Origin of the sequence: Xanthomonas graminis pv. graminis (genome assembly GCF_030168915.1) — a bacterium.
GTDB lineage: Bacteria > Pseudomonadota > Gammaproteobacteria > Xanthomonadales > Xanthomonadaceae > Xanthomonas_A > Xanthomonas_A translucens.
In genome coordinates, this window is sequence record NZ_CP076255.1 from 4,314,778 (window position 1) to 4,335,496 (window position 20,719).

General features: G+C 69.2%; 20 protein-coding genes and 1 pseudogene. 3 read left to right on the top strand and 18 right to left on the bottom strand.

Annotated features, from left to right (window positions below; all coding sequences use genetic code 11):
- Positions 1 to 37: 37 nt before the first annotated feature.
- The 7 genes from mdcG to KHF85_RS18815 form a co-directional block, all read right to left on the bottom strand.
- On the bottom strand, positions 38 to 691 hold the full coding sequence (gene mdcG, locus KHF85_RS18785; RefSeq protein ID WP_284567827.1) for a malonate decarboxylase holo-[acyl-carrier-protein] synthase: 654 nt from the start codon (positions 689 to 691) through the stop codon (positions 38 to 40).
- A complete protein-coding gene (gene mdcE, locus KHF85_RS18790; RefSeq protein WP_284567828.1) occupies positions 684 to 1,388 on the bottom strand; it encodes a biotin-independent malonate decarboxylase subunit gamma in 705 nt (234 codons plus the stop codon). Before mdcE ends, mdcG begins: the two co-directional genes overlap by 8 nt.
- Entirely contained in the window at positions 1,388 to 2,302 is a 915-nt protein-coding gene (locus tag KHF85_RS18795) for a biotin-independent malonate decarboxylase subunit beta (protein ID WP_284567829.1), read from the bottom strand. Before KHF85_RS18795 ends, mdcE begins: the two co-directional genes overlap by 1 nt.
- A 388-nt stretch (positions 2,303 to 2,690) precedes the next feature.
- Positions 2,691 to 3,005: a malonate decarboxylase acyl carrier protein gene (gene mdcC, locus KHF85_RS18800; protein ID WP_003476499.1), complete on the bottom strand. Its 315-nt coding sequence runs from the start codon at positions 3,003 to 3,005 to the stop codon at positions 2,691 to 2,693.
- Positions 3,006 to 3,014: 9 nt separating this feature from the next.
- A complete protein-coding gene (gene mdcA / locus KHF85_RS18805; RefSeq protein ID WP_284567830.1) occupies positions 3,015 to 4,658 on the bottom strand; it encodes a malonate decarboxylase subunit alpha in 1,644 nt (547 codons plus the stop codon).
- Positions 4,659 to 4,863: 205 nt separating this feature from the next.
- The gene (locus tag KHF85_RS18810) at positions 4,864 to 5,310 is read right to left on the bottom strand and encodes a hypothetical protein (protein WP_284567831.1); all 447 of its coding nucleotides are present in this window, start codon (positions 5,308 to 5,310) and stop codon (positions 4,864 to 4,866) included.
- 100 nt (positions 5,311 to 5,410) lie between these two features.
- Positions 5,411 to 6,166 (bottom strand): IclR family transcriptional regulator, encoded by a 756-nt coding sequence (locus tag KHF85_RS18815; RefSeq protein WP_284567832.1) that lies wholly within the window; start codon positions 6,164 to 6,166, stop codon positions 5,411 to 5,413.
- 307 nt (positions 6,167 to 6,473) lie between these two features.
- On the opposite strand from KHF85_RS18815, the gene fucP reads away from it, so the two are divergent.
- Both fucP and KHF85_RS18825 read left to right on the top strand, forming a co-directional pair.
- Complete coding sequence (fucP, locus tag KHF85_RS18820; RefSeq protein WP_284567833.1) at positions 6,474 to 7,787, top strand: L-fucose:H+ symporter permease; 1,314 nt, start codon at positions 6,474 to 6,476, stop codon at positions 7,785 to 7,787.
- A gap of 1 nt (position 7,788) precedes the next feature.
- Positions 7,789 to 8,166 (top strand): L-rhamnose mutarotase, encoded by a 378-nt coding sequence (locus KHF85_RS18825; RefSeq protein ID WP_284567834.1) that lies wholly within the window; start codon positions 7,789 to 7,791, stop codon positions 8,164 to 8,166.
- A 360-nt stretch (positions 8,167 to 8,526) separates the two neighbouring features.
- Here the strand turns inward: KHF85_RS18825 and KHF85_RS18830 are convergent, their stop codons facing one another.
- The 8 genes and pseudogenes from KHF85_RS18830 to KHF85_RS20525 form a co-directional block, all read right to left on the bottom strand.
- Positions 8,527 to 9,846 carry an L-fuconate dehydratase gene (locus KHF85_RS18830; protein WP_284567835.1) on the bottom strand — a complete coding sequence of 440 codons (1,320 nt, stop codon included), beginning with the start codon at positions 9,844 to 9,846 and terminating at the stop codon, positions 8,527 to 8,529.
- A gap of 255 nt (positions 9,847 to 10,101) precedes the next feature.
- Positions 10,102 to 11,058, bottom strand: coding sequence for an IS1595 family transposase (locus KHF85_RS18835; RefSeq protein ID WP_284566649.1), 957 nt, complete (start codon positions 11,056 to 11,058; stop codon positions 10,102 to 10,104).
- A 99-nt stretch (positions 11,059 to 11,157) separates the two neighbouring features.
- Entirely contained in the window at positions 11,158 to 12,015 is an 858-nt protein-coding gene (locus KHF85_RS18840; protein ID WP_284567836.1) for a fumarylacetoacetate hydrolase family protein, read from the bottom strand.
- Positions 12,016 to 12,052: 37 nt separating this feature from the next.
- Positions 12,053 to 12,799, bottom strand: coding sequence for an SDR family oxidoreductase (locus KHF85_RS18845; RefSeq protein WP_053839423.1), 747 nt, complete (start codon positions 12,797 to 12,799; stop codon positions 12,053 to 12,055).
- Positions 12,800 to 12,850: 51 nt separating this feature from the next.
- The gene (locus tag KHF85_RS18850) at positions 12,851 to 13,705 is read right to left on the bottom strand and encodes an amidohydrolase family protein (protein ID WP_284567837.1); all 855 of its coding nucleotides are present in this window, start codon (positions 13,703 to 13,705) and stop codon (positions 12,851 to 12,853) included.
- The gene (locus KHF85_RS18855) at positions 13,702 to 14,706 is read right to left on the bottom strand and encodes an aldo/keto reductase (protein ID WP_409976718.1); all 1,005 of its coding nucleotides are present in this window, start codon (positions 14,704 to 14,706) and stop codon (positions 13,702 to 13,704) included. The genes KHF85_RS18850 and KHF85_RS18855 overlap by 4 nt, the downstream gene beginning before the upstream one ends.
- Positions 14,707 to 15,093: 387 nt before the next feature.
- Complete coding sequence (locus tag KHF85_RS18860; RefSeq protein WP_284567838.1) at positions 15,094 to 15,576, bottom strand: HAD-IA family hydrolase; 483 nt, start codon at positions 15,574 to 15,576, stop codon at positions 15,094 to 15,096.
- 64 nt (positions 15,577 to 15,640) lie between these two features.
- A pseudogene (locus KHF85_RS20525) lies at positions 15,641 to 15,901 on the bottom strand (hypothetical protein); the annotation flags it as partial.
- An 80-nt stretch (positions 15,902 to 15,981) separates the two neighbouring features.
- On the opposite strand from KHF85_RS20525, the gene KHF85_RS18870 reads away from it, so the two are divergent.
- On the top strand, positions 15,982 to 16,200 hold the full coding sequence (locus tag KHF85_RS18870) for a hypothetical protein (RefSeq protein WP_284567839.1): 219 nt from the start codon (positions 15,982 to 15,984) through the stop codon (positions 16,198 to 16,200).
- 128 nt (positions 16,201 to 16,328) lie between these two features.
- Here the strand turns inward: KHF85_RS18870 and glpK are convergent, their stop codons facing one another.
- The 3 genes from glpK to glpD form a co-directional block, all read right to left on the bottom strand.
- Entirely contained in the window at positions 16,329 to 17,828 is a 1,500-nt protein-coding gene (gene glpK, locus KHF85_RS18875; protein WP_284567840.1) for a glycerol kinase GlpK, read from the bottom strand.
- A gap of 98 nt (positions 17,829 to 17,926) precedes the next feature.
- On the bottom strand, positions 17,927 to 18,748 hold the full coding sequence (locus KHF85_RS18880; protein ID WP_064539550.1) for an MIP/aquaporin family protein: 822 nt from the start codon (positions 18,746 to 18,748) through the stop codon (positions 17,927 to 17,929).
- A 181-nt stretch (positions 18,749 to 18,929) separates the two neighbouring features.
- Positions 18,930 to 20,444, bottom strand: a complete 1,515-nt coding sequence (gene glpD / locus KHF85_RS18885; protein ID WP_284567841.1) for a glycerol-3-phosphate dehydrogenase — start codon at positions 20,442 to 20,444, stop codon at positions 18,930 to 18,932.
- Positions 20,445 to 20,719 lie beyond the last annotated feature (275 nt).

Here is a 20,719-nt window from a genome sequence, read left to right on the forward strand (position 1 = left end):
CAGGCGTCTTGCGTACCGCGCAGCGCCTGCAGGTCCATCACGCCCCCCACGCCTGCAGCAGTTCCGTGCGCGGCTGCAGCCGGCAGTCGCGCAGCGCCTTGACCAGCAGCTGCGCGCTGTCGCCGGCCAGTTCGCGCCAGCTCACCGCGTCGCCGTCGGGCAGCAGCACTTCGCCATCGGCGCGGCACCCGTGGCGCTGCTCCCAACGCGCCAGGTCGGCGAGCAGCGCGGGGGCCTGCGCCGACGACGGCACCGGCCACAACAGATCGATGTCCGAACCGGCCTGCACGTAGCGCAAGCCGGTCAGCGCCTGCCAGGCGAAGGCGCCGAATACGCGCGGGATCAGCCCATGCGTGGCGGCCAATGCCTGCAGTTCGCGCAGCGGCAATTGCCAATCGTGCAGTGCCGGCACCTGCGCGCAGACCTCGTCCAGGGTCAGCGGCGCGCGCTGCCGCCGCACCGCACCACGCTCTACCGACAGCGACAGCCGCTGCTTGCCCTCGGCCGGCGGCAACGGCACGCCCAGGCGCAGTAGCGGCGCAGCGTCGCGGCGATCGCCGCGCGCGACGATCGCCGGATGGCCGGCAGCGAACCAGTCGCGCAGGCGCGCCTGCGCACCCGGTGTGCGCGCCTGCCACGGCGCATCGGCCGCCAGCCAGACCAGGTCGTGCCGGGCGAGCGGCTCATGCATGGCCGGCGGCGACCTGCGCGGCGATCGGTGCGGCCAGCAGGCGGCCGTTGCACGCGGCGCCGCGTTGCGCGCGTACATCGCCGTGCAGCGGCGCCTGCAGCGCGGCGACCAGCGCTTGCGCCAGATCGCCCTGCCACAGCGCGTCCACCGCGCCCATCGCCACGTAGTTCTCCACGCCCGGCGCGAACACCGGAGAACTCTTGCTCAAGGCCTGCAACTTCTCCAGCGGCTGCTTGGTGACCCGCGCCATCGCACGCAGGTCCATCACCCGCACCTGCGCCTCGGGCAGCGCGTAGATCGCGTCGGCCATCAGCCCGAAGGCGAGAAAACCGCCGCTGACCGATTCGCCATAGACCAGCGTCAGCAGCCGCGCGCCGCGCCGCCGTGCCAGGTCCAGGCATTGCGCCAGATGCCCGAAATAGCCGTTGATGCCGAGCAGTTCGTCCTTGCGCGACGGCCGCTGGCCGGCGGTATCGACCAGCATCACGATCGGCCGCTGCGGCTGCGTGCGCGTGCTGTCCAGCACCGCGGCAGCCAACGCCAGCGCGTGCTCCACGCCCACTTCCAGCTTGTCGGCACTGCCGATCACGGTGACCTCGCCGAGCGCGGTGCTGGCGCTGCCGCCGATCACGCCAGCGCGCACCTCGACCCGGTGGCCGAGCGGGAACAGTTGCTGCAATAGAGGGGTCAGTTCCATCATGGGCTCCGGTCGGCGACGGCGGCAAGGAAGGCGGCGGTGTCCAGCAGCGGCAGCGCGTCGGGCTCGGCGATGCCCTGGCGGCGCCAGATCTCCACGCCATCGCGGCAGTCGCCGTAGGCGTCCAGGCGCTGGCGCAGCGCGGCGTGCTCGGCGGCGATGCGTGTTAGGCCGTCGTCGTCTTCGGCCAGCGACGGCACCGCCAGCGCGGCGATCGCTGCAGCGCGGAAGTCTTCGATGGCATCGGCGACCAAGGCCTGTGCCTCGCCGAGCAGATAGCGGTGCTTGCCGCCGGTCACGCGCCATACCAGGGCGCGATCGCGCGCATCGAATTCCTCCACCCCGCGCACGGTCTCGATCACTTCCGGACCCGACAAGCCCAGCCGCCCTTCCTCGGACATCACGATGCGCGAGCAGCAACGGCTGACGATGCCCATGCCGCCGAAGCACCCGGTGCCGCTGCCGATCAGCGCCAGCACCGGCACCCCGGCGGCGCGTGCGTCGAGCGTGGCGCGCATGATCTCGGAGATCGCGATCAGCCCGGCGTTGGCCTCATGCAGGCGCACGCCGCCGGTGTCGGGCAGCAGCAGTACCGCCGCCGGCCTGGTGGCCACGGCGCGCTGCAGCAGGCCGGTGAGTTTGGCGCCGTGCACCTCGCCGACCGCACCGCCCATGAACTGGCCTTGCTGCGCGGCGATCAGCACCGTGCGCCCGTCGAGCCGGCCCTCGCCGACGACGATGCCGTCGTCGAACGCACCCGGCTGGTCCAGCTGCGCCAGGTGCGGACTCATCGCGCGCTGGCGCGGGCCGACGAATTCGCGGAAGGAACCGGGATCGAGCAGCCCGGCGATGCGCTCGCGCGCGTCGGCCTCGTAGAAGCTGCGCGGGCGGCGGTTGTTGGGGATCGCGCTCATGCGCAGCTCCGGTGTGGGCGGCGTACTTGCCGGATGGGCAATGCAGGACGCTCGTTCATTGCAGCAGGCGTCCGGATCGCGGCCGGAACCATCCAGACGCTGCCGGAGGATCGCGTCGGGGCTGAGGCCCCTCCCACAGGACGCCTCGCAGGCACGGCATCCCTTGTAGGAGCGGCTTCAGCCGCGACGAACGGAGTCGAAATGTCCCAGGCTCCGGACACAGTCGGAGCTGAAGCCCCTCCTACAGGAAGAAACCGAGCGACATCCCCTGTAGGAGCGGCTTCAGCCGCGACGAACGTAACCGAACTATCGTCGGCTGCGGACACCGTCGCGGCTGAAGCCGCTCCTACAGGGAGCACGGCGATGGCGGATGTGCGGATGGAACGCATCACGCCTCCTCCTGCAAGGCTTCCACCGCTTGGTCCAGGCGCAAGCCGACCACCGCCGGGGTGGCGCCGACATCGTTGATCGAGATGCGTACGTCGCGCAGCGGATGGCGCGCGGCGAAATCGTCGAGCACCGCCTGCCAGATCGTGCCGAAGCCGTCGGCGGCGGTGACGATTTCGATCTGCATCGCCCCGCCCAGGTCCTGCGGTTCGATCAGCACTTCCAGATTGCCGGAAGCCACCACGCCGACCAGCACGTGGTCGCGCCGGCCGTTCGGCGCCAGGCGCCCGTCGTAGCGATAGCGAAGGGTTTCCATCGATATCCCTTACCAGTTGCGGAAACGTTGCGGCGGCGCGTACAGGCCGCCGGACCAGCGCACCAGATCCTTGACGCTGCGCGCGGCCAGCAGATCGCGGCTGGCGTCGCGCAGGCGGATGCCCAGGTCTTCGGGGCGACGGATCACGCCGCGATCGCGCAGGTTCTCGACCATGCGCCTGTCGCGGCCCAGGCCCACCGCGGTGTAGCCGGCCACGCCGCGGATCGCCTGTTCGCGTTCCTCCGGCGTCCGGCACAGCAGCAGGTTGGCGATGCCTTCTTCGGTCAGCACGTGGCTGACGTCGTCGCCGTAGATCATCACCGGCGGCAGCGGCATGTTGGCCCGCTCGGCCAGTTCCCAGGCGTCGAGCCGCTCGACGAAGGCCGGCGCCATGTGTTCGCGGAAGGTCTCCACCATCTGCACCACCAGCTTGCGTCCGCGCGGCATCTCGCCAGGGCGCGCGGCCTCGCGCCCGGCCTTGAGCCAGGCGTCGCTGCCGTGGCGGCGGCCGCGCGCATCCGAGCCCATGTTCGGCGCACCGCCGAAGCCGGCGATGCGGTCGCGGGTGGCGGTGGAACTGTTGCCCTGCAGATCGATCTGCAGCGTGGAGCCGATGAACATGTCGCAGGCGTACAGGCCGGCGGTCTGCGCGAACGCGCGGTTGGAGCGCATCGACCCGTCGGGGCCGGCGAAGAACACGTCGGCGCGCGCGGCGATGTACTTCTCCATGCCAAGCTCCGAGCCGAACGAATGCACCGACTTGACCAAACCCGACTCGATCGCCGGGATCAGCGCCGGATGCGGATTCAGCGCCCAATGCCGGCAGATCTTGCCGCGCAGGCCGAGCGACTCGGCGTAGGTCGGCAGCAGCAGTTCGATCGCCGCAGTATCGAACCCGATGCCGTGGTTGAGCCGGTCCACGCCGTACTCGGCGTAGATGCCCTTGATCGCCATCATCGCCATCAGCACCTGGATCTCGGAGATCTGCGCCGGGTCGCGGGTGAACAGCGGTTCGATGTAGTGCGGGCGCGGCGCCTGCACCACGTAGCCGACCCAGTCGGCGGGGATGTCCACGCGCGGCAGCGTGTCCACGATCTCGTTGACCTGGGCGATGACGATGCCGCCCTTGAACGCGGTGGCCTCGGCGATCACCGGCGTGTCCTCGGTGTTCGGCCCGGTGTAGAGATTGCCGTGGCGGTCGGCGGCCTGCGCGGCGACCAGCGCCACGCGCGGGGTCAGGTCGACGAAGTAGCGGCCGAACAGTTCCAGGTAAGTGTGGATCGCGCCGATCTCGATGCGCTTGTCGGCGACCAGCCGCGCCAGACGCAGCGCCTGCGGCCCGGAGAAGGAGAAATCCAGGCGCTGCGCGATACCGCGTTCGAACACGTCCAGGTGCGCCGGCAGCGCCAGCACCGACTGCAGCAGGTGCAGCCCGTGCACCCGCGCCGGATCGACCTCGGTGAGGCATTGCGAGAGGAAATCGGCCTGTTTCTGGTTGTTGCCCTCCACGCACACGCGGTCGCCCGGCTCGATCACCGCCTCCAGCAGCGCCACCGCGTCCTTGGCCTCCACCAGCCGCCCGCGCGCCAGCCCGGCGGCGCGCTGCAGGCGTTGCCGGCGGTTGTCGGCGAGTGTGTTCCAGTCCTGAGGCATAAAGCTTTCCGTCGGCGAATGGAGGGCGGCAGCGCCTGGCGGCGGGGCCGGCCAAAATTGTAATTACGATATAATTATGAAACCGTGACCAATGCACGCTGCGGTGCAACAGCGTCTTTCGGGTCTGTTGCACCCGTCTACGAGGCAAGGATGATTCAGGTGACCGACGCCTGCGCTGACCGCGCCGTCGCGAGCGTCGCTACGCCTAATCGGGCGTCTCGCCGAACGCGCGCCGATACGCCACACGATCGAAGCGCAGCACCGCGTGCGCACGTTGCTCGCTCAGCGGACGCAGCACCCAGCGCACGTCCACACCACCGCGGCACGTGCTGACCTTCGGGATCGCCAGGAACCAGCGCGCGCCGTGTCCCCTGCAATACCAGAACGCGTTGCTGCCGTTCATGGCTTCGCTATCGAACATGAAGGACGCATCGTAATTGGCGTCCATGAATTGCTGCACCTTCTTCACCACGACCAGATCCACACCGGTGAGGAGCACGCCATCGCTGGTCAGGGAAACGCGCCGGAAGGATTCCTCCACCGCCTGCTCCAGCCAATGATCACGACGGCGCTGAAGCCACACAAGCCACGCGATGGAAGCAACGACCGCGACGATGGCAGCGACGGTGACGGCGTCCTCCCAGGTAAGCACGGCTCTCCCCCCAACCTATGTCCCTGCCATCAGGCTGATGCCGGGTTTGCCACCTGCGCAACCGCAGCCTGGCAAAGTGCCGTGCGTACCGCGCGACAGGCTACCCACCCAACGCCGCACTGATCTCCGCCGCCGCCGCGCACACCGCCTGCATCGCCGCCTGCGCATCGATTTCCTGCGGGCGGCGTTCGATGAAGGGCACGGTGAGCGTGTAGATGGCGCTGCCGTGCTGCAGGATCGGCGCGGTCAGGTCGATCACGCCCACCACCGCTTCGCTGGGGTGGATGCTGTAGCCCAGCGCGCGCACCTGCGCGGCGGCGGCGAGGAACGCGGCGCGGTCGTAGGCCACGTCGCCGGCGTCCAGGCGCTGCAGCAACCGCGCCTGCGCGTCTTCGTGCTGGAACGCGAACAGCACCAGGCCGGAGGTGGAATGCGCGAGCGGGCGGCGGTGGCCCGGGCGCACCACCAGGCCCAGGTCGCTGGGCACGTCCATCTGCGCGATGACCACGATCTGGTCGTCCGACGGCGCCACCAGGTGGCAGGGCTGGCGGATCGCATCGGCCAGCCGGCGCATCACCGGCAGCGCCGCCTCGGTGACGTTCTGCACCTGGGGTTGCTGCATGCCGAGCATGAACAGGCGGTTGGTCAGCACGTAGCCGCCCTCGCCCGGCCCCTTGGTCAGGTAGCCGCGTTCTTCCAGCACCTGCAGCATGCGGAAGATCTCCCCGCGCGAACGGCCGATGCCCTGCGAGATCTCGCTCATCGTCATCGGCCGCGCGTCGCGCGCCAGCAGTTCCAGGATGTCCAGGCCCTTGTCCAGGGCGGGAGCACGGTACTTGGGCGGGGGCGTGGTCATTCCGTCGAGGCCAGGCAGGGGGGGGGAGTGGAAGGGCGCTAGGGTACAGGGAATGTCCGTGCGCAGAGGCGCGACGCACCCGGCCCGCGCCTGCGGCGCGGATGTCCAAAGCGCCCGCCAGGTCCGACGCGCGGACGCCGACGCGGACGCTTGCGACGCCAGCCCGCGCCCGTGCTCGGGCACGACGCTCGCCCGATCGCGCCATGCAAATATAAACACGAATTTTATATTTGCATGGCGACAGCGGGCGCAGTACGCTCCGGCCACAATCAACGCGACGCGGCACATCCTGGGAGGGGTAGGCGGCATGCACTACAGCAGCGACACCGCAACAGCGGCGCCCGGCAGCCTGGCGCGTACCGCCATCGTGCCCCTGGTGCTGATCGTCAGCCTGTTCTTTCTGTGGGGCATGGCGAACAACCTCAACGACATCCTGATCAAGCAGTTCAAGAAGGCCTTCGAGCTGTCCGACCTGCAGGCCGGACTGGTGCAGAGCGCGTTCTACCTGGGCTACTTCGTGTTCGCGATCCCGGCGGCGATGTTCATGCGCCGCTTCAGCTACAAGGCGGCGGTGGTGCTCGGCCTGCTGCTGTACGCCACAGGTGCGTTCCTGTTCTACCCGGCCGCGCAGGAGCACACCTACGGCTTGTTCCTGCTGGCGCTGTTCGTGATCGCCAGCGGCCTGGCGTTCCTGGAAACCACCGCCAATCCGCTGGTCACCGTGCTCGGCCCGGCCGAGGGCGCGGCGCGGCGGCTGAATCTGGCGCAGGCGTTCAATCCGCTGGGCTCGATCACCGGCGTGCTGATCGGCCAGCACTTCATCCTGTCCGGCGTGGAGCACACGCCGCAGCAACTGGCGGCGATGGCGCCGGCCGCGCGCGCCAGCTTCTTCGCCGCCGAATCGGCGGCGGTGCAGACCCCGTACCTGATCATCGGCGCGGTGGTGGTGCTGTGGGCGCTGTTGATCGGAGTGACCCGCTTCCCGGTCACCCGTGACAGCGGCGCGGCGGCCAGCGGCGGCAAGGCCTATTTCGGCCCGTTGCTGCGCAACCGCCGCTTCGTGTTCGCGGTGGTCGCGCAGTTCTTCTACGTCGGCGCCCAGGTCGGCATCTGGAGCTTCCTGATCCGCTACCTGCAGGACGCGGTGCCGGGCACCCCGGAAAAGACCGCGGCCAGCTTCCTGACCGTCTCGCTGGTGCTGTTCATGGCCGGCCGCTTCATCGGCACCGCCTTGTTGCGCTTCGTGTCGCCAGCGGTGTTGCTGGGCGCGTTCGCGCTGCTCAACCTGCTGCTGTGCGGCGTGGCGATCGCGTTGCCGGGCTGGACCGGACTGTACGCGCTGGTGGCCAGCAGCGTGTTCATGTCGGTGATGTTCCCGACCATCTTCGCGCTGGGCCTGGATGGGCTGGACGACGACGCGCGCAAGCTCGGCTCCTCGCTGATCGTGATGGCGATCATCGGCGGCGCGGCGTTGACCGCGCTGATGGGCGCACTGTCCGACCGTGCCGGCATCCACTGGGCGATGACGGTGCCGGCGCTGTGCTTCGCGGTGATCCTGGTGTTCGCGTCCTATGCGCGCGACCGCGCGGCCGCGACGCGCGCCACCGCGGCGGGAGCCTGAGATGCCGCGTCACTGCTATCTGCTCGACCTGCACGACGACCCGGCGCTGATCGCCGAGTACGAACGCTGGCATCGCCCCGACACGGTATGGCCGGAGATCGTCGCCTCGTTGCGCAACGCTGGCATCCGCGAACTGGACATCCACCGCTGCGGCGACCGCCTGGTGATGCTGATGGAGGTGGACGACGATTATTCGCCCGCGGCCAAGGCCGCCGCGGATGCGGCCGACCCGCGCGTGCAGGCCTGGGAGGCGTTGATGTGGCGCTTCCAGAAGCCGCTGCCGGGTTCGGCGCCGGGCGAGAAATGGCGCGAGGCGCTGCAGATCTTTTCGCTGCAGGCGGCGCTGGTGGAGCAGGCGCGGATGCAGGAGCGCGACTGAGGCAAACGGTCCCCGCGCCGCCGAAAGACCACCCTGTAGGAGCTTCAGCCGCGACAGATTGCATCGGTAGAGCGCGTCGCGGCTGAAGCCGCTCCTACAGGATTCGTACGCGATGCAGGCAGTGGCACTGCGAAAGCACTTCGGTCCCGATAGCTTGCGAAGCCATCAGGGCCACCACTGCGTTCGTCGCGGCTGAAGCCGCTCTACAGGAGACTTGCAGCTTGCTCGCAGGGTGCACTGTAGGAGGCTTCAGCCGCGACAGACAAGCAAAACCGCCAAGGTTCCTGGCTTGGTTCGTCGCGGCTGAAGCCGCTCCTACAGGGGCGCGTGCGCGGCACGGGGCCGCGCACGCTTGTCGCGCTAGGCCTGCTGCGCGGCCAGGTCCGCGCTCCAGAACGGGCCGTCCGGATACAGGTACTGGCTGACCGAGTGCGCGTGCATCTCGGCCGAGAAGCCCGGCAGCGTCGGCGCCAGGTAGCGGCCGTGTGCGATCCGCACCGGATCGACGAAGTGCTGGTGCAGGTGATCGACGAATTCGATCGCACGGTCCTCCATCTTGCCGGTGATGGCGACGAAATCGGCCATCGCCAGATGCTGCACCAGCTCGCACAGGCCCACGCCGCCGGCATGCGGGAACACGCGCACGCCGAACTTCGCCGCCAGCAGCAGGATCGCCAGGTTCTCGTTGACCCCGCCCACGCGCGCGGCGTCGATCTGGATCAGGTCCACCGCGCCGGCCTGCAGCAGTTGCTTGAACACCACGCGGTTCTGCGTGTGCTCGCCGGTGGACACCGGCACCGGCGCGATGCCCTGGCGGATCGCGGCATGGCCAAGCACGTCGTCGGGGCTGGTCGGCTCCTCGATCCAGGCGATGTCGAATTCGGCCAGCTGGCGCATCCAGGCGATCGCCGGGCCCACGTCCCAGCGCTGGTTGGCGTCCACCGCCATCGCGATGTCCGGGCCGATCGCTGCGCGTGCCAGGCGGCAACGGCGGATGTCGTCCTGCACATTCGCGCCGACCTTGAGCTTGATCGTGCGGAAGCCGTCGGCCACCGCTTCCCTGGCCAGGCGCACCAGCTTTTCGTCGGAGTAGCCGAGCCAGCCGGGCGAGGTGGTGTAGGCCGGATAGCCCTGTTCGAGCAGCGTCTGCAGGCGTTCGGCGCGCTGCGGTTCGGCGGCGCGCAGCAGCGCCAGCGCTTCGTCCGGGGTCAGCGCATCGCTGAGATAACGGAAGTCGATGGTCGCCACCAGCTGCTCCGGCGACAGCTCGGCGATGTAGCGCCACAGCGGCTTGCCGGCGCGGCGCGCGGCCATGTCCCAGGCGGCGTTGATGACGCCGCCGATGGCCATGTGCATCACCCCCTTCTCCGGGCCCAGCCAGCGCAGCTGCGAATCGTCGGTGAGGCTGCGCGCAAAGCCGCCCAGGTCGCCGATCACCGCGTCCACGTCGCGCCCGACCACATGCTGCGACAGCGCCGCGATCGCCGCGCTCTGCACATCGTTGCCGCGGCCGATGGTGAACACCAGACCGTAGCCGGCGAGGCCGTCGTCGGTATCGGTGCGCAGCCGCAGATAGGCGGCCGAGTAGTCCGGATCCGGATTCATCGCATCGGAACCATCCAGTTCGCGCGAAGTGGGGAAACGCACGTCGAAGGTCTCGAGGGCGACGATTTTGCTCATGGGGATCCTGGTCGGTGAAGCGGTAGAGAAAGAAGAAACTGCAGTGGACAAGCCCCTCTCCCCCGGGAGAGGGGTTGGGGTGAGGGTGCGGGAGTGCACGACTGCCGCCTCCCGCAAAAACACGAACGCAGTAGAAGCACGCAGCGGTGTTGCACACGCGGGACGCGAAGGCGCGAGCGAGGACCGCATCCAAATGGATGGCGAGGTGGCTTCGCCCCGTACCCTCACCCCAACCCCTCTCCCCAGGGGACCTGATTAGCGCTGTGTCTCAGCTGTCGTACGCAGTTGCTGCTCTGTGAGCCTTCCCGCGCCGGCCAGGGCACTGGCCAGGCGCGGCACCATGGCGGCCAGGTTGAAGCGGCGATTGAAGCGGTAGGCATGCGCATGCAGGTAGCGCGCGCCGTATTTGGGGAAGTCCACCGCATGGTGGGTGCCGCTAAGCGCCGTTTTGAGATTGCCCAGGATCGTATTGACCCAACGCAGACGAGGCTGCTGGACGCCTTTGCGGCCGCTTCCGGTCACGATGGCATCGTGGGTCAGGCCTGCCCAGCCCACACCGGTGAACGCTGTCAGCCCATCACTGACGACATGGGTGCCCGGTGCCAGTGCCTGCTGAGCCCACGTGTGCACGACGCTTCTTCGGAAGCTGGAGACCACATCCAGGCGGAGATAGCGCGGGCGCCCTTGATGCAGGGAAACCGCTGCAATAAACGGCACTTTATTGCGCCACTGCGGTTGGCCTGGACCACCGGCGCGTTCGCCGCCCAGATAGGCATCATCGATCTGGACCTCTCCGTCGAGCCGGCGTGACTGCTCACGATCGGCCATCGCCGACATCACTTTGTGCTTGATCCGCCATGCAGTGCGATAGCACACGCCCAGTTGCCGAGCCAGTTCCAGCGCAGCAATTCCGTTCTTGGCTTGGCTCACCAGATAGATGGCCAGCCACCACACCCGCAAGGGAAGCTTGGTGTCTGCCATGGGCGTGCCGGCGGTCAAGCTGGTCTGTACCCGGCAGCGCGCGCACTGCCACAGGTGCTGGCGTCCCCGCTCAAAGCCACTGGCATGCGTGTGTCCGCACTGCGGACACACGAAGCCATTGGGCCACCTGGCCTGAACCAAGGCCTCGACACATTGCGCCTCGGAGCCGTAGCGGCTCAGAAAAGCCGGAATCGAAAGCCCCTTTTGGAACTGGATCCGATTGAGCGTCATCGCCGTATCTCACTGAAGAACCTGCATTTCTAAACCAAGGCAGCATCACCAGCTGAGACACAGCGCTAATCAGGCCCAGGGGAGAGGGGCTTTAGAGCGTCACTGCGCGTCGCGCGGGTGGGCGATCACGGCTTGGCGCTGCTCGCCCAGGCCTTCGATGCCCAGCGCCATCACGTCGCCCGGCTTGAGGTAGATCGGCGGCTTCTGCCCCAGGCCCACGCCCGGCGGCGTGCCGGTGCTGATCACATCGCCCGGCATCAGCGTCATGTAGCGGCTGATGTGGCTGACCAGCTCGGCCACGCCGAACACCATCGTGCGCGTGTTGCCGTTCTGGTAACGATGGCCGTTGACCTCCAGCCACATCGACAGGTTCTGCGGGTCGGCGACCTCGTCGGCGGTGACCAGCCACGGGCCGAGCGGGCCGAAGCCGTCGCAGCTCTTGCCCTTGACCCACTGCCCGCCATGCTCGAGCTGGAATTCGCGCTCGGACAGATCGTTGATCACCGCATAGCCGGCCACGTGCTTGAGCGCGTCTTCCAGCGCCACGTCGCGGGCGACATCGCCGATCACCACGCCCAGCTCCACTTCCCAGTCGCTCTTCTTCGAGCCGCGCGGAATCGTCACGGTGTCGTTGGGGCCGCTGATCGCGGTGGTGGCCTTCATGAACAGCACCGGCATCTCCGGCACCGCCATGCCCGACTCGGCGGCGTGGTCGGCGTAGTTCAGGCCGACGCAGATGAACTTGCCGACGCGGCCCACGGCCGGCCCGTAGCGCACTTCGCCCTCCACCTTGGGCAGCGTGGCCGCATCGAGCGCGCGCAGCTTGTCCAGGCCGGCGGCGGTGAGGTGTTCGCCGGCGACATCGTCGATGACCGCGGACAGGTCGCGCAGGTGGCCGTCGGCGTCGAGCAGGGCCGGACGTTCGTGGCCGGGTTCGCCGTAGCGCAGCAGTTTCATGATGGCATGTCCTCTTGGAAGTGGAAGGCAGGCGCGGTCAGTTCGACCAGCCGCCGTCAATGATGTGGGTCTGGCCGGTGGTGAACGAGGCCTCGTCCGAGGCCAGGTACACCACCAGCTGCGCGATCTCGCGCGGGTCGCCGAGGCGGCCCATCGGCTGACGGTCGGTGAAGCTCTTCCACACCGCCTGCTCGTCGCCACCCAGCGCCTTGACCCGCTGGCCCAGCGACGGCGTCTTGATCGTGCCCGGGCAGATCGCGTTGCAGCGGATGCCCTTGGCCACGTAGTCGGCGGCGATGGCCTTGCTCAGCCCGATCACCGCGGCCTTGGTCACGCCGTAGGCGAAGCGGTTGGGCACGCCCTTGATGCTGGAGGCCACCGAAGACATGTTGACGATGCTGCCGTGGCCCTGCGCCAGCATGCCCGGCAACACCGCCTGGCACAGGTAGTACATCGCATCGACGTTGATCGCGAACGAACGCCGCCATGCCGGCTCGTCGCAGTCCAGGATGCTGCCCTGGTGCACGTAGCCGGCGCAGTTGAACAGCACGTCGAACGGCGCGTTCGCCGCGACCAGCGCCTGGATCGCGGCGGCGTCGGTCACGTCCAGGGTCTGGGTGACGATCGCATCGGAGTCGGCGGCCAGCGCCTGCAGTGCGGCGGCATCGATGTCGGTGGCCAGCACCTGCGCGCCTTCGCGCGCGCAGGCCAGCGCGCTCTCGCGGCCGATGCCGGCGCCGGCGGCGGTGATCAGGCAACGCTTGCCTTGCAGACGGCCGCTCATGCGCGGCTCCGGGGATGAAACGCGGTCGTGGTCATGGTGGGGCACTCTCGCTCAGGGGGAAGGAATCGGCTCGGGCAAACGGTAGAAACGGCGTGCGGTGCCGGCGAACACGTCGGCGGCGTGGCCGGCGGCATGGCGCGCGACCAGCGCCTGCGCCAGCGCCAGCCAGTCGCCATAGCCGGCGCGCTGGATCAGCACCGGCCAGTCGCTGCCCCACATCACCCGCTGCGCGCCGAAGCTGGCGAACACCTGCGCCACGTACGGCTCGATCGCGGCGAGGTCGGCGCCGGCGGGCAGTTCGGTGAGCAGGCCGGACAGCTTGCACAGCACGTTCGGGTGCTTCGCCAGCTGCGCCAGGCCGTCGGCCCAGGCGGCGAAACCGGCGCCGCCGATCGCCGGCTTGGCGGCATGGTCGAGCACCACGCGCAGTTGCGGATGGCGCTGCAGCCGCGCCTGCAGCGCCGGCAGGTGCAGCGGCTTGACCAGCGCGTCGAACGCCAGGTCGTGCCGCAGCAGCGCGTCGAACGCGGGGTCCAGCTGCGGCCGCGCCAGCCACTGCGGATCGGCCAGGTCCTGCACCATCGGCCGCAGGCCCTTGAGCAGGCCATCGCCCTCGGCGCACAGCGCGGCGATGCGCGCGGCGGCGTCGCCGGCCTCGAAATCGATCCAGCCGACCACGCCGGCGATGCGCGGCTGCGCACGCGCCAGCTGCAGCAGGTAGCGGGTCTCCGCTTCGGTCTGCGCCGCCTGCACCACGACGATCGCGTCCACGCCGTGCGCAGCGAGCGTGGCGCTCAGGTCTTCGGGCACGAAATCGCGATACAGCGCGGCCAGTTCGGGCGTCAGCCAATCGTAGTCGCCGCGCGCCAGCTGCCAGAAGTGCACGTGGGCATCGACCAGGTTCACGGCGTCGGCACCTGCGCCTGCAGCAAGCCGTGGTCGCGCAACTGTTGCCACAGCAGCGGCGGGATCGGCGCGTGCAGGCGCGCGGCGGCACTGGCCACCTCGGCCGGCGTGCGCATGCCGGCGACCACCGCGGCGACCGCCGGGTGCGCGAGCGGGAACTGCAGCGCGGCCGCGCCCACGTCCACGCCCTGCGCCGCGCAGGCGGCGAACAGGCGCTGCGCGTGCGCCAGCGTGGCCGGGTCCACCGGCGCGTAGTTGTAGGTGTCGCCGGGGCCGCGCGCGTCGCTGAGCAGGCCCGAGCTGTACGGCCCGGCGACCAGGATGCCGATCTGGTGCTGCAGCGCCTGCGTCATGATCCGCTGCGCCGCGTGCTGTTCGAGCAAGGTGTAGCGGCCGGCCAGCATCACGCAGTCCAGCGGGAACAGCGGCATCAGTTCCAGCGCGATGTCTTCCTCGTTGACGCCGATGCCGATCGCGCGGCAGGCGCCGCTGGCCTTGAGCTCGGCCATCGCCGGCAAGGCCTCGTCCAGCGCCTGGCGCAGCATCGCCGGGTGACGTTCGCCGTGGGTGAGGCGGCCGATGTCGTGCAGCAGCAGCACGTCCACATGGTCGGTGCCGAGCCGCTGCAGGCTGGCCTCGAATTCGCGCAGCACGCCGTCGCGGCTGTAGTCGAACGCGGCGCCGCGCCCGGCCACGGCGAAACCGTCGCGCCCCGGCGCGGCGCCGGCCTGGTCGTAGACGCGGCGCCCGACCTTGGTCGACAGCGTGTAGCTGGCACGCGGCAAGCCGCGCAGGCCCTGCCCGAGCCGGCGCTCGCTCAGCCCGTAGCCGTAATACGGCGCGGTGTCGAAGTGGCGGATGCCGGCGGCATGGGCGTCGGCGACCGCGGCCAACGCCACCGCATCGTCCACTTCCGCGTACAGATTGCCGATCGGCGCGGCGCCGAAGCCCAGCGTGGCGATGCGCACGCCGCTGCGGCCCACCAGCGGGCGCTGCGCGATCGCGCCTGGTTCGGCGGCGGCGCTGACGACGTTCAACGGCACCTGCCGGCGTCCGCGCCGATGGCCGCCGCGCACGGCCCGCGCGCGCTCCGGGACCGGTTGCTGCTGGGGTTGCGCATGGCACGCCTCCGCCCACGTGGGCTAGATCGGATGGTGCCGGCTCGCGGCGCCGCCATTGCGGACGCTGCCTGCCAGCTGTTCGTATATGAATATATCAATCACAAGTGAACAGCACGTTGCGGTGCAGCATTGGGCCGGGAATGAGGAATCGGGAATGGTTGGGAGCGCAGTTCGCTGGCGCGGCGGGACTCCGAACGGACCGGGAGCGGGGAATCGGGAGCCGAGAATGGCTGGGCGCAGCGTTCACCGATGCGACCCAGGCCGCGCTCAGGCCGGGCTTGGCAGGCCCAGCCGGTCCCACAGGTCGGCCGGGTGTTGCAGCAGCGGCAGCGGGGTGTGCGGCTGCAGCGCGGCCGGCAGGGTGTAGCCCCAAGCGACGCCGGCGAAGGCGATGCCGGCCTGGCGTGCGGCGTCGGCATCGCGGATCTCGTCGCCCACGCACAGCGCGCGCGTGGCCGCTACCCGGCACGCACTGAGCGCAGCGCGCAGCTTGCGGCGCTTGCCCAGCACCGCGGCACCGCAGCCGATGTGGCGGAAGCGCGCGGTCAGTTCGGCGCCGAGCACGCGCTCGACATTGTCGCGGCTGTTGGAGGTCACCAGCGCCAGCTGCACGCCGGCCTGCGCGAGCGCGTCCAGCAACTCGGCCACCCCGTCGAACAGGGCGATGCGCTCGATCTGCGCGGCCATCAGCGCGCGCATGTGCCGCGCCACCGCCGGCACCCGCCACCAGCGGATGCCGCTGCGCGCCATCAGCGCGCGCGCTCAGGCTGCGGATTTCCTGCAGCCGCTCCGGCGCGAAGCGGCGGAAGCCGAACGCGTCGGCAACGTCGTTGATGCTGTCCAGGAACCAGGCGAAGGAATCGGCCAGGGTGCCGTCGAAATCGAAGATGATCAGGTCGTAGCGGCGCATGCGGCGGCAGCATGCCGCAGCGGCGGCCGCGCCGCCAGCGCTTGCGGCGAGCATGCCGTTGCGCAACGCGGTCCAACGCTCGCCAGGGCACGCCCAGCGCGGTTTTTGCGGCCGCCTGACCATAGCTTGGGGAGACATCACGCTTTGCCGCTTGCGCGCCTTCATCCGCCCTTGCCTCGCGCTTCACGCGCTGCGTTTGGCGCGGCGCGCACGGTGCAGCCTGGTTTCCGAATCATGAGGTGCATATGCAGATGCAGAATCCCAACCACGGCCAGGATCCGCAGCAACCGCCAAACGAGGTGCCGGGACAGGTCCCCAATCCCGGCGTGGACCCGACCCCGGACCGGCCGGTGGATCCGATCCCGGACCAGCCGATCGATCCGACCATCCCGCCGATCAGCGATCCGGTCGGCAACGTCGATGCCCCGGTGCCGGGACCGCGTGGGCCGACGCAGTACGTCTAGCGTCCGGCCTGAAAAAATCCCTGAAAATCTCTGTAGGAGCTTCAGCCGCGACCGAACGTTACCGGTAACGCTCCGGTTGCGGCTGAAGCCGCTCCTACAGAGAGCAATAGCGATAGCGATGGCGATGGCTAGCGAATCCGGAACCCCATCGTCGCCTCCACCGCCTGTTGCCAGCCGGCATACAGTTCCTCGCGGCGTTCGGCCGGCATGCTCGGCTCGAAGCGGCGGTCCACCGCCCACTGCTGCGCGATCTCGGCGCGATCCTTCCAGAAGCCCGTCGCCAGGCCGGCCAGGTAGGCGGCGCCCAGCGCGGTGGTTTCCGCCACTTCCGGGCGCAGCACCGGCACGTCGAGGATGTCGCTCTGGAACTGGGCCATGAAGTCGTTGCTGATCGCGCCGCCGTCGGCGCGCAGTTCCTTCAGCTCGATGCCCGAATCGACCTGCATTGCGGTCAGCACGTCGCGGGTCTGGTAGGCCATCGATTCGATCGCGGCGCGGATGAAATGTTCCTTGGTGGTACCGCGGGTCAGGCCGAACACCGCGCCGCGGATGTCGCTGCGCCAGTACGGCGCGCCCAGGCCGACGAAGGCCGGCACGAAGTACACGCCGTCGTTGTCGCCGGCGCGTTCGGCATAGGACTGCGAGTCGCTGGCCTTGCCGAACATGCGCAGGCCGTCGCGCAGCCACTGCACCACCGAACCGGCGACGAAGATCGCCCCTTCCAGCGCGTATTCGACCTTGCCGTCCACGCCCCAGGCGATGGTGGTGAGCAAGCCGTTCTTGGATTCCACCGCTTTCTCGCCGGTGTTCATCAGCATGAAACAGCCGGTGCCGTAGGTGTTCTTGGCCATGCCCGGCTCGAAACAGGCCTGGCCGAACAGCGCCGCCTGCTGGTCGCCGGCGATGCCGGCGATCGGCACTTCGTGGCCGTAGAAATACTGGCCCTGGGTGGTGCCGTAGACCTCGCTGGAAGACCGCACCTCGGGCAGCATCGAGGCGGAGATGTCGAGCATCTGCAGCAGCTCCTCGTCCCAGCGCAATTCGTGGATGTTGTACAGCAGCGTGCGCGAGGCGTTGGTGTAGTCGGTGACGTGGACCTTGCCGGCGGTGAGGTTCCAGATCAGCCAGCTGTCGATGGTGCCGAACGCCAGTTCGCCGCGCTGCGCGCGTTCGCGCGCGCCTTCGACGTGGTCGAGGATCCACTTGACCTTGGTGCCGGAGAAATACGCATCGATCAGCAGCCCGGTCTTGGCCCGCACCATGTCCTCGTGGCCGGCGGCCTTGAGCTGTTCGCAGATGTCCTTGGTCTGCCGCGACTGCCAGACGATGGCGTTGTAGATCGGCTGGCCGGTGGCGCGGTCCCACACCACCGCGGTCTCGCGCTGGTTGGTGATGCCGATGCCGGCGATCGCGCTCGCGTCCACCTGCTGGTTGTTCAGCAGTTCGGTGATCGTGGTGTAGACGCTGGTCATGATCTCGCGCGGGTTGTGCTCCACCCAGCCCGGCTGCGGGAAGATCTGCCCGAACTCGCGCTGCGCCATGCCGGCGATGTGGCCCTTGCGGTCGAACAGGATCGCGCGCGAACTGGTGGTGCCCTGGTCGATGGCCAGGATGAATTTCTTTTCCATCGGTGACTCCTGCGGGGGTCGTGAGGCGCGCGCCGCGGCGGCGCCCGCAATGATTGGGGACGTGCCGGCGGCGCCGGCACTGGATACCGCGCGCCGGCTCAGGCCCGGCGCGACGCCGCTGCTTCTTCCTCGAGCGCTTTCACCCGCGCCGGCAGGAACGGATAGATCAGCAGCTGATAAGCGCCGCCGCCGATCACGCCGCCGATCAGCGGGCCGACGATCGGGATCCACCAGTAGTTGTTGGCCGACGGCAGCGCCGAGGAGCCCCAGCCGGCGAAGTAGGCGAACAGGCGCGGCCCGAAATCGCGCGCCGGATTGATCGCCCACGCTTCCAGGTAGCCCATCGAGGCGCCGATGGTCGCCACCAGCAGGCCGATGATCAGCGCACCGGAATTGGCGGTGGGCGCCGCCTCGTTGTAGCGCTCGGTGATGGCGAAGATGCCGAAGATCAGGAACGCGGTCAGGATCACCTGGTCGCGCAGCGCATGCATCGGGGTGATCGCCAGGCCCGGCGCGGTGAAGAACACGCCGGCCGCGCCGCCCGCTTCGCGGGTCAGCTGATGGGCCTGATTGTAGTGGTCGATCACCGGCGCGAACAGCAGGTAGACGATGCCCGCACCGAGAAACCCGCCGACCACCTGCGCCACCCAGTACGGCAGCACCTTGTTCCAGGCGAACCCGCGAAACAGCGCCAGCGCCAGGGTCACCGCCGGATTGGCGTGGGTGCCGGAGACCGAGCCGGTGGCGTAGATCGCGATCGTCACCGCCAGGCCCCAGGCGATGCACACGCCCCAGTAGGCGTTCTGGTACGGACTGGGGTCGTACAACACATACATGCACGCCACCGAACAGCCGAAGGCGATGATGATCACCATCGCCACCGCCTCGGAAATCAGTTCACCAAGCAGTTGCCGGTTCATGCGCGCTGCTCCTGCATTGCGGTCGTCGTCTTGCCGGTCATCCCGGTCGTCGTCTTGTACATGCCTGCCACCCTCCACGGTCGTTCCCAGGTTCGCGCGCGGCGGCGGTTGCCGATGCGCGCGGCGATTGCGCACGCACGGCCGGCGCCCGGAACAGGGCACGCCGGCCGCGGTGCTTGCCTCATGCGGGCGCGGCGGCCACCGCGGCCGGCGCCTGTTGCAGATAGTCGATCAGGCGCTGGCGGCCGGCGGCGTCGATGCGCAGGCCGAGCTTGCTGCGGCGCCACAGCAGGTCGTCGGCCTGGGTCACCCATTCGTGCGCACGCAGGTAGTCCACTTCCGCCTGGTACAGGTCGGCGCCGAAGTGTTCGCCCAGTTGCTGCAGCGAGGCCGCGGCGCCCAGCAACTGCACCGCGCGGGTGCCGTAGTTGCGCGCCAGCCGCGTTGCGGTCGCCTCGCTCAGCCACGGCCGCGCCGCACGCAGTTCCTGCGCCAGCACGCCGATGTCGCGGCGCTCGCCGCCGGGCAGCGGCGCGCCGCGCGCGGTCCACGCCGACGCCTTGCGCCCGGCGTGCGCGACCAGCCGGTCCACCGCCTCCTCGGCCAGCTTGCGGTAGGTGGTGAGCTTGCCGCCGAACACGTTGAGCAAGGCCGCGCCGGCGTCCGCGTCCAGTTCCAGCAGGTAGTCGCGGGTGACCTCAGCGGCGTTGTCCTCCTCGTCGTCGAGCAGCGGGCGCACGCCGCTGTAGCTCCACACCACGTCGTCGGGCGCGATCTGCTTGAGGAAGTAGCGGTTGGCCGCCTCGCACAGGTAGCGCGTCTCCTCGGCATCGATCTTCGGCGCGGACGGATCGGCGCGGTAGTCCACGTCGGTGGTGCCGATCAAGGTGAAGTCGTGCTCGTAGGGGATCGCGAACACGATGCGCCGGTCGGGCTGCTGGAAGATGTACGCATGGTCGTGCTCGAACAGCCGCGGCACCACGATGTGGCTGCCCTTGACCAGGCGCAGCGCGTGGCCGTGGCCGACCTTGGCCACGTCGTCCAGGAACTGCACCGCCCACGGCCCGGCGGCATTGACCAGGGCGCGCGCCTGCAGATCCTGGCGGCCGCCATCGGCATGCTCCAGCTGCACCTGCCAGACGCCGCCGACGCGGCGCGCGGCGACGCAGCGGGTGCGGGTCAGGATCCGCGCGCCGCGTTGCGCTGCGTCCATCGCATTGAGCACCACCAGCCGCGCGTCCTGCACCCAGGCGTCGGAATAAACGAAGCCGGTGCGGAATTCCTCGCGCAGCGGCGCGCCGACCGGATCAGAGCGCAGCGCCATGCGCCTGGAGCCCGGCAGGGTGCGGCGGCCGCGGCCGAGATGGTCGTACAGGAACAGGCCGGTGCGGATCATCCACGCCGGGCGCAGGTGCGGCTGGTGCGGCAGCAGGAAGCGCAGCGGCCAGATGATGTGCGGGGCCAGGCGCAGCAGCACTTCGCGCTCGGCCAGCGCCTTGCCGACCAGCGCGAACTCGTACTGCTCCAGGTAGCGCAGCCCGCCGTGGATCAGCTTGGTGCTGGCGCTGGAGGTATGCGAGGCGAGGTCGTCGCGCTCGCACAGGCACACCGACAGGCCACGGCCCACCGCATCGCGGGCGATGCCCACGCCGTTGATGCCGCCACCGACCACCAGCACATCGTAAATCTCGCGCATTGCCTGACTCCGGAAGCGTCGTGTCCGCGGCGGAAAGGCCGGGGGCGACGACGAGGGACGAAAAGATCGTAAACGAACATTTTCGAACATAGCACGCTGCAGTGCAGCGTAGCGTCAGCGCAAAGCCTTGCTGCGGGCGGCATGGGCGTGTGGCGACCGCTTCATTTGCGGCAGACGGCCTCCCGCCGATAGCGACTCCCGGCAGCATGTAACGTCACAATAACGAAATGATACGAACATAAACGCACCCGCAATGGGGATCGCCGCATCCGCCG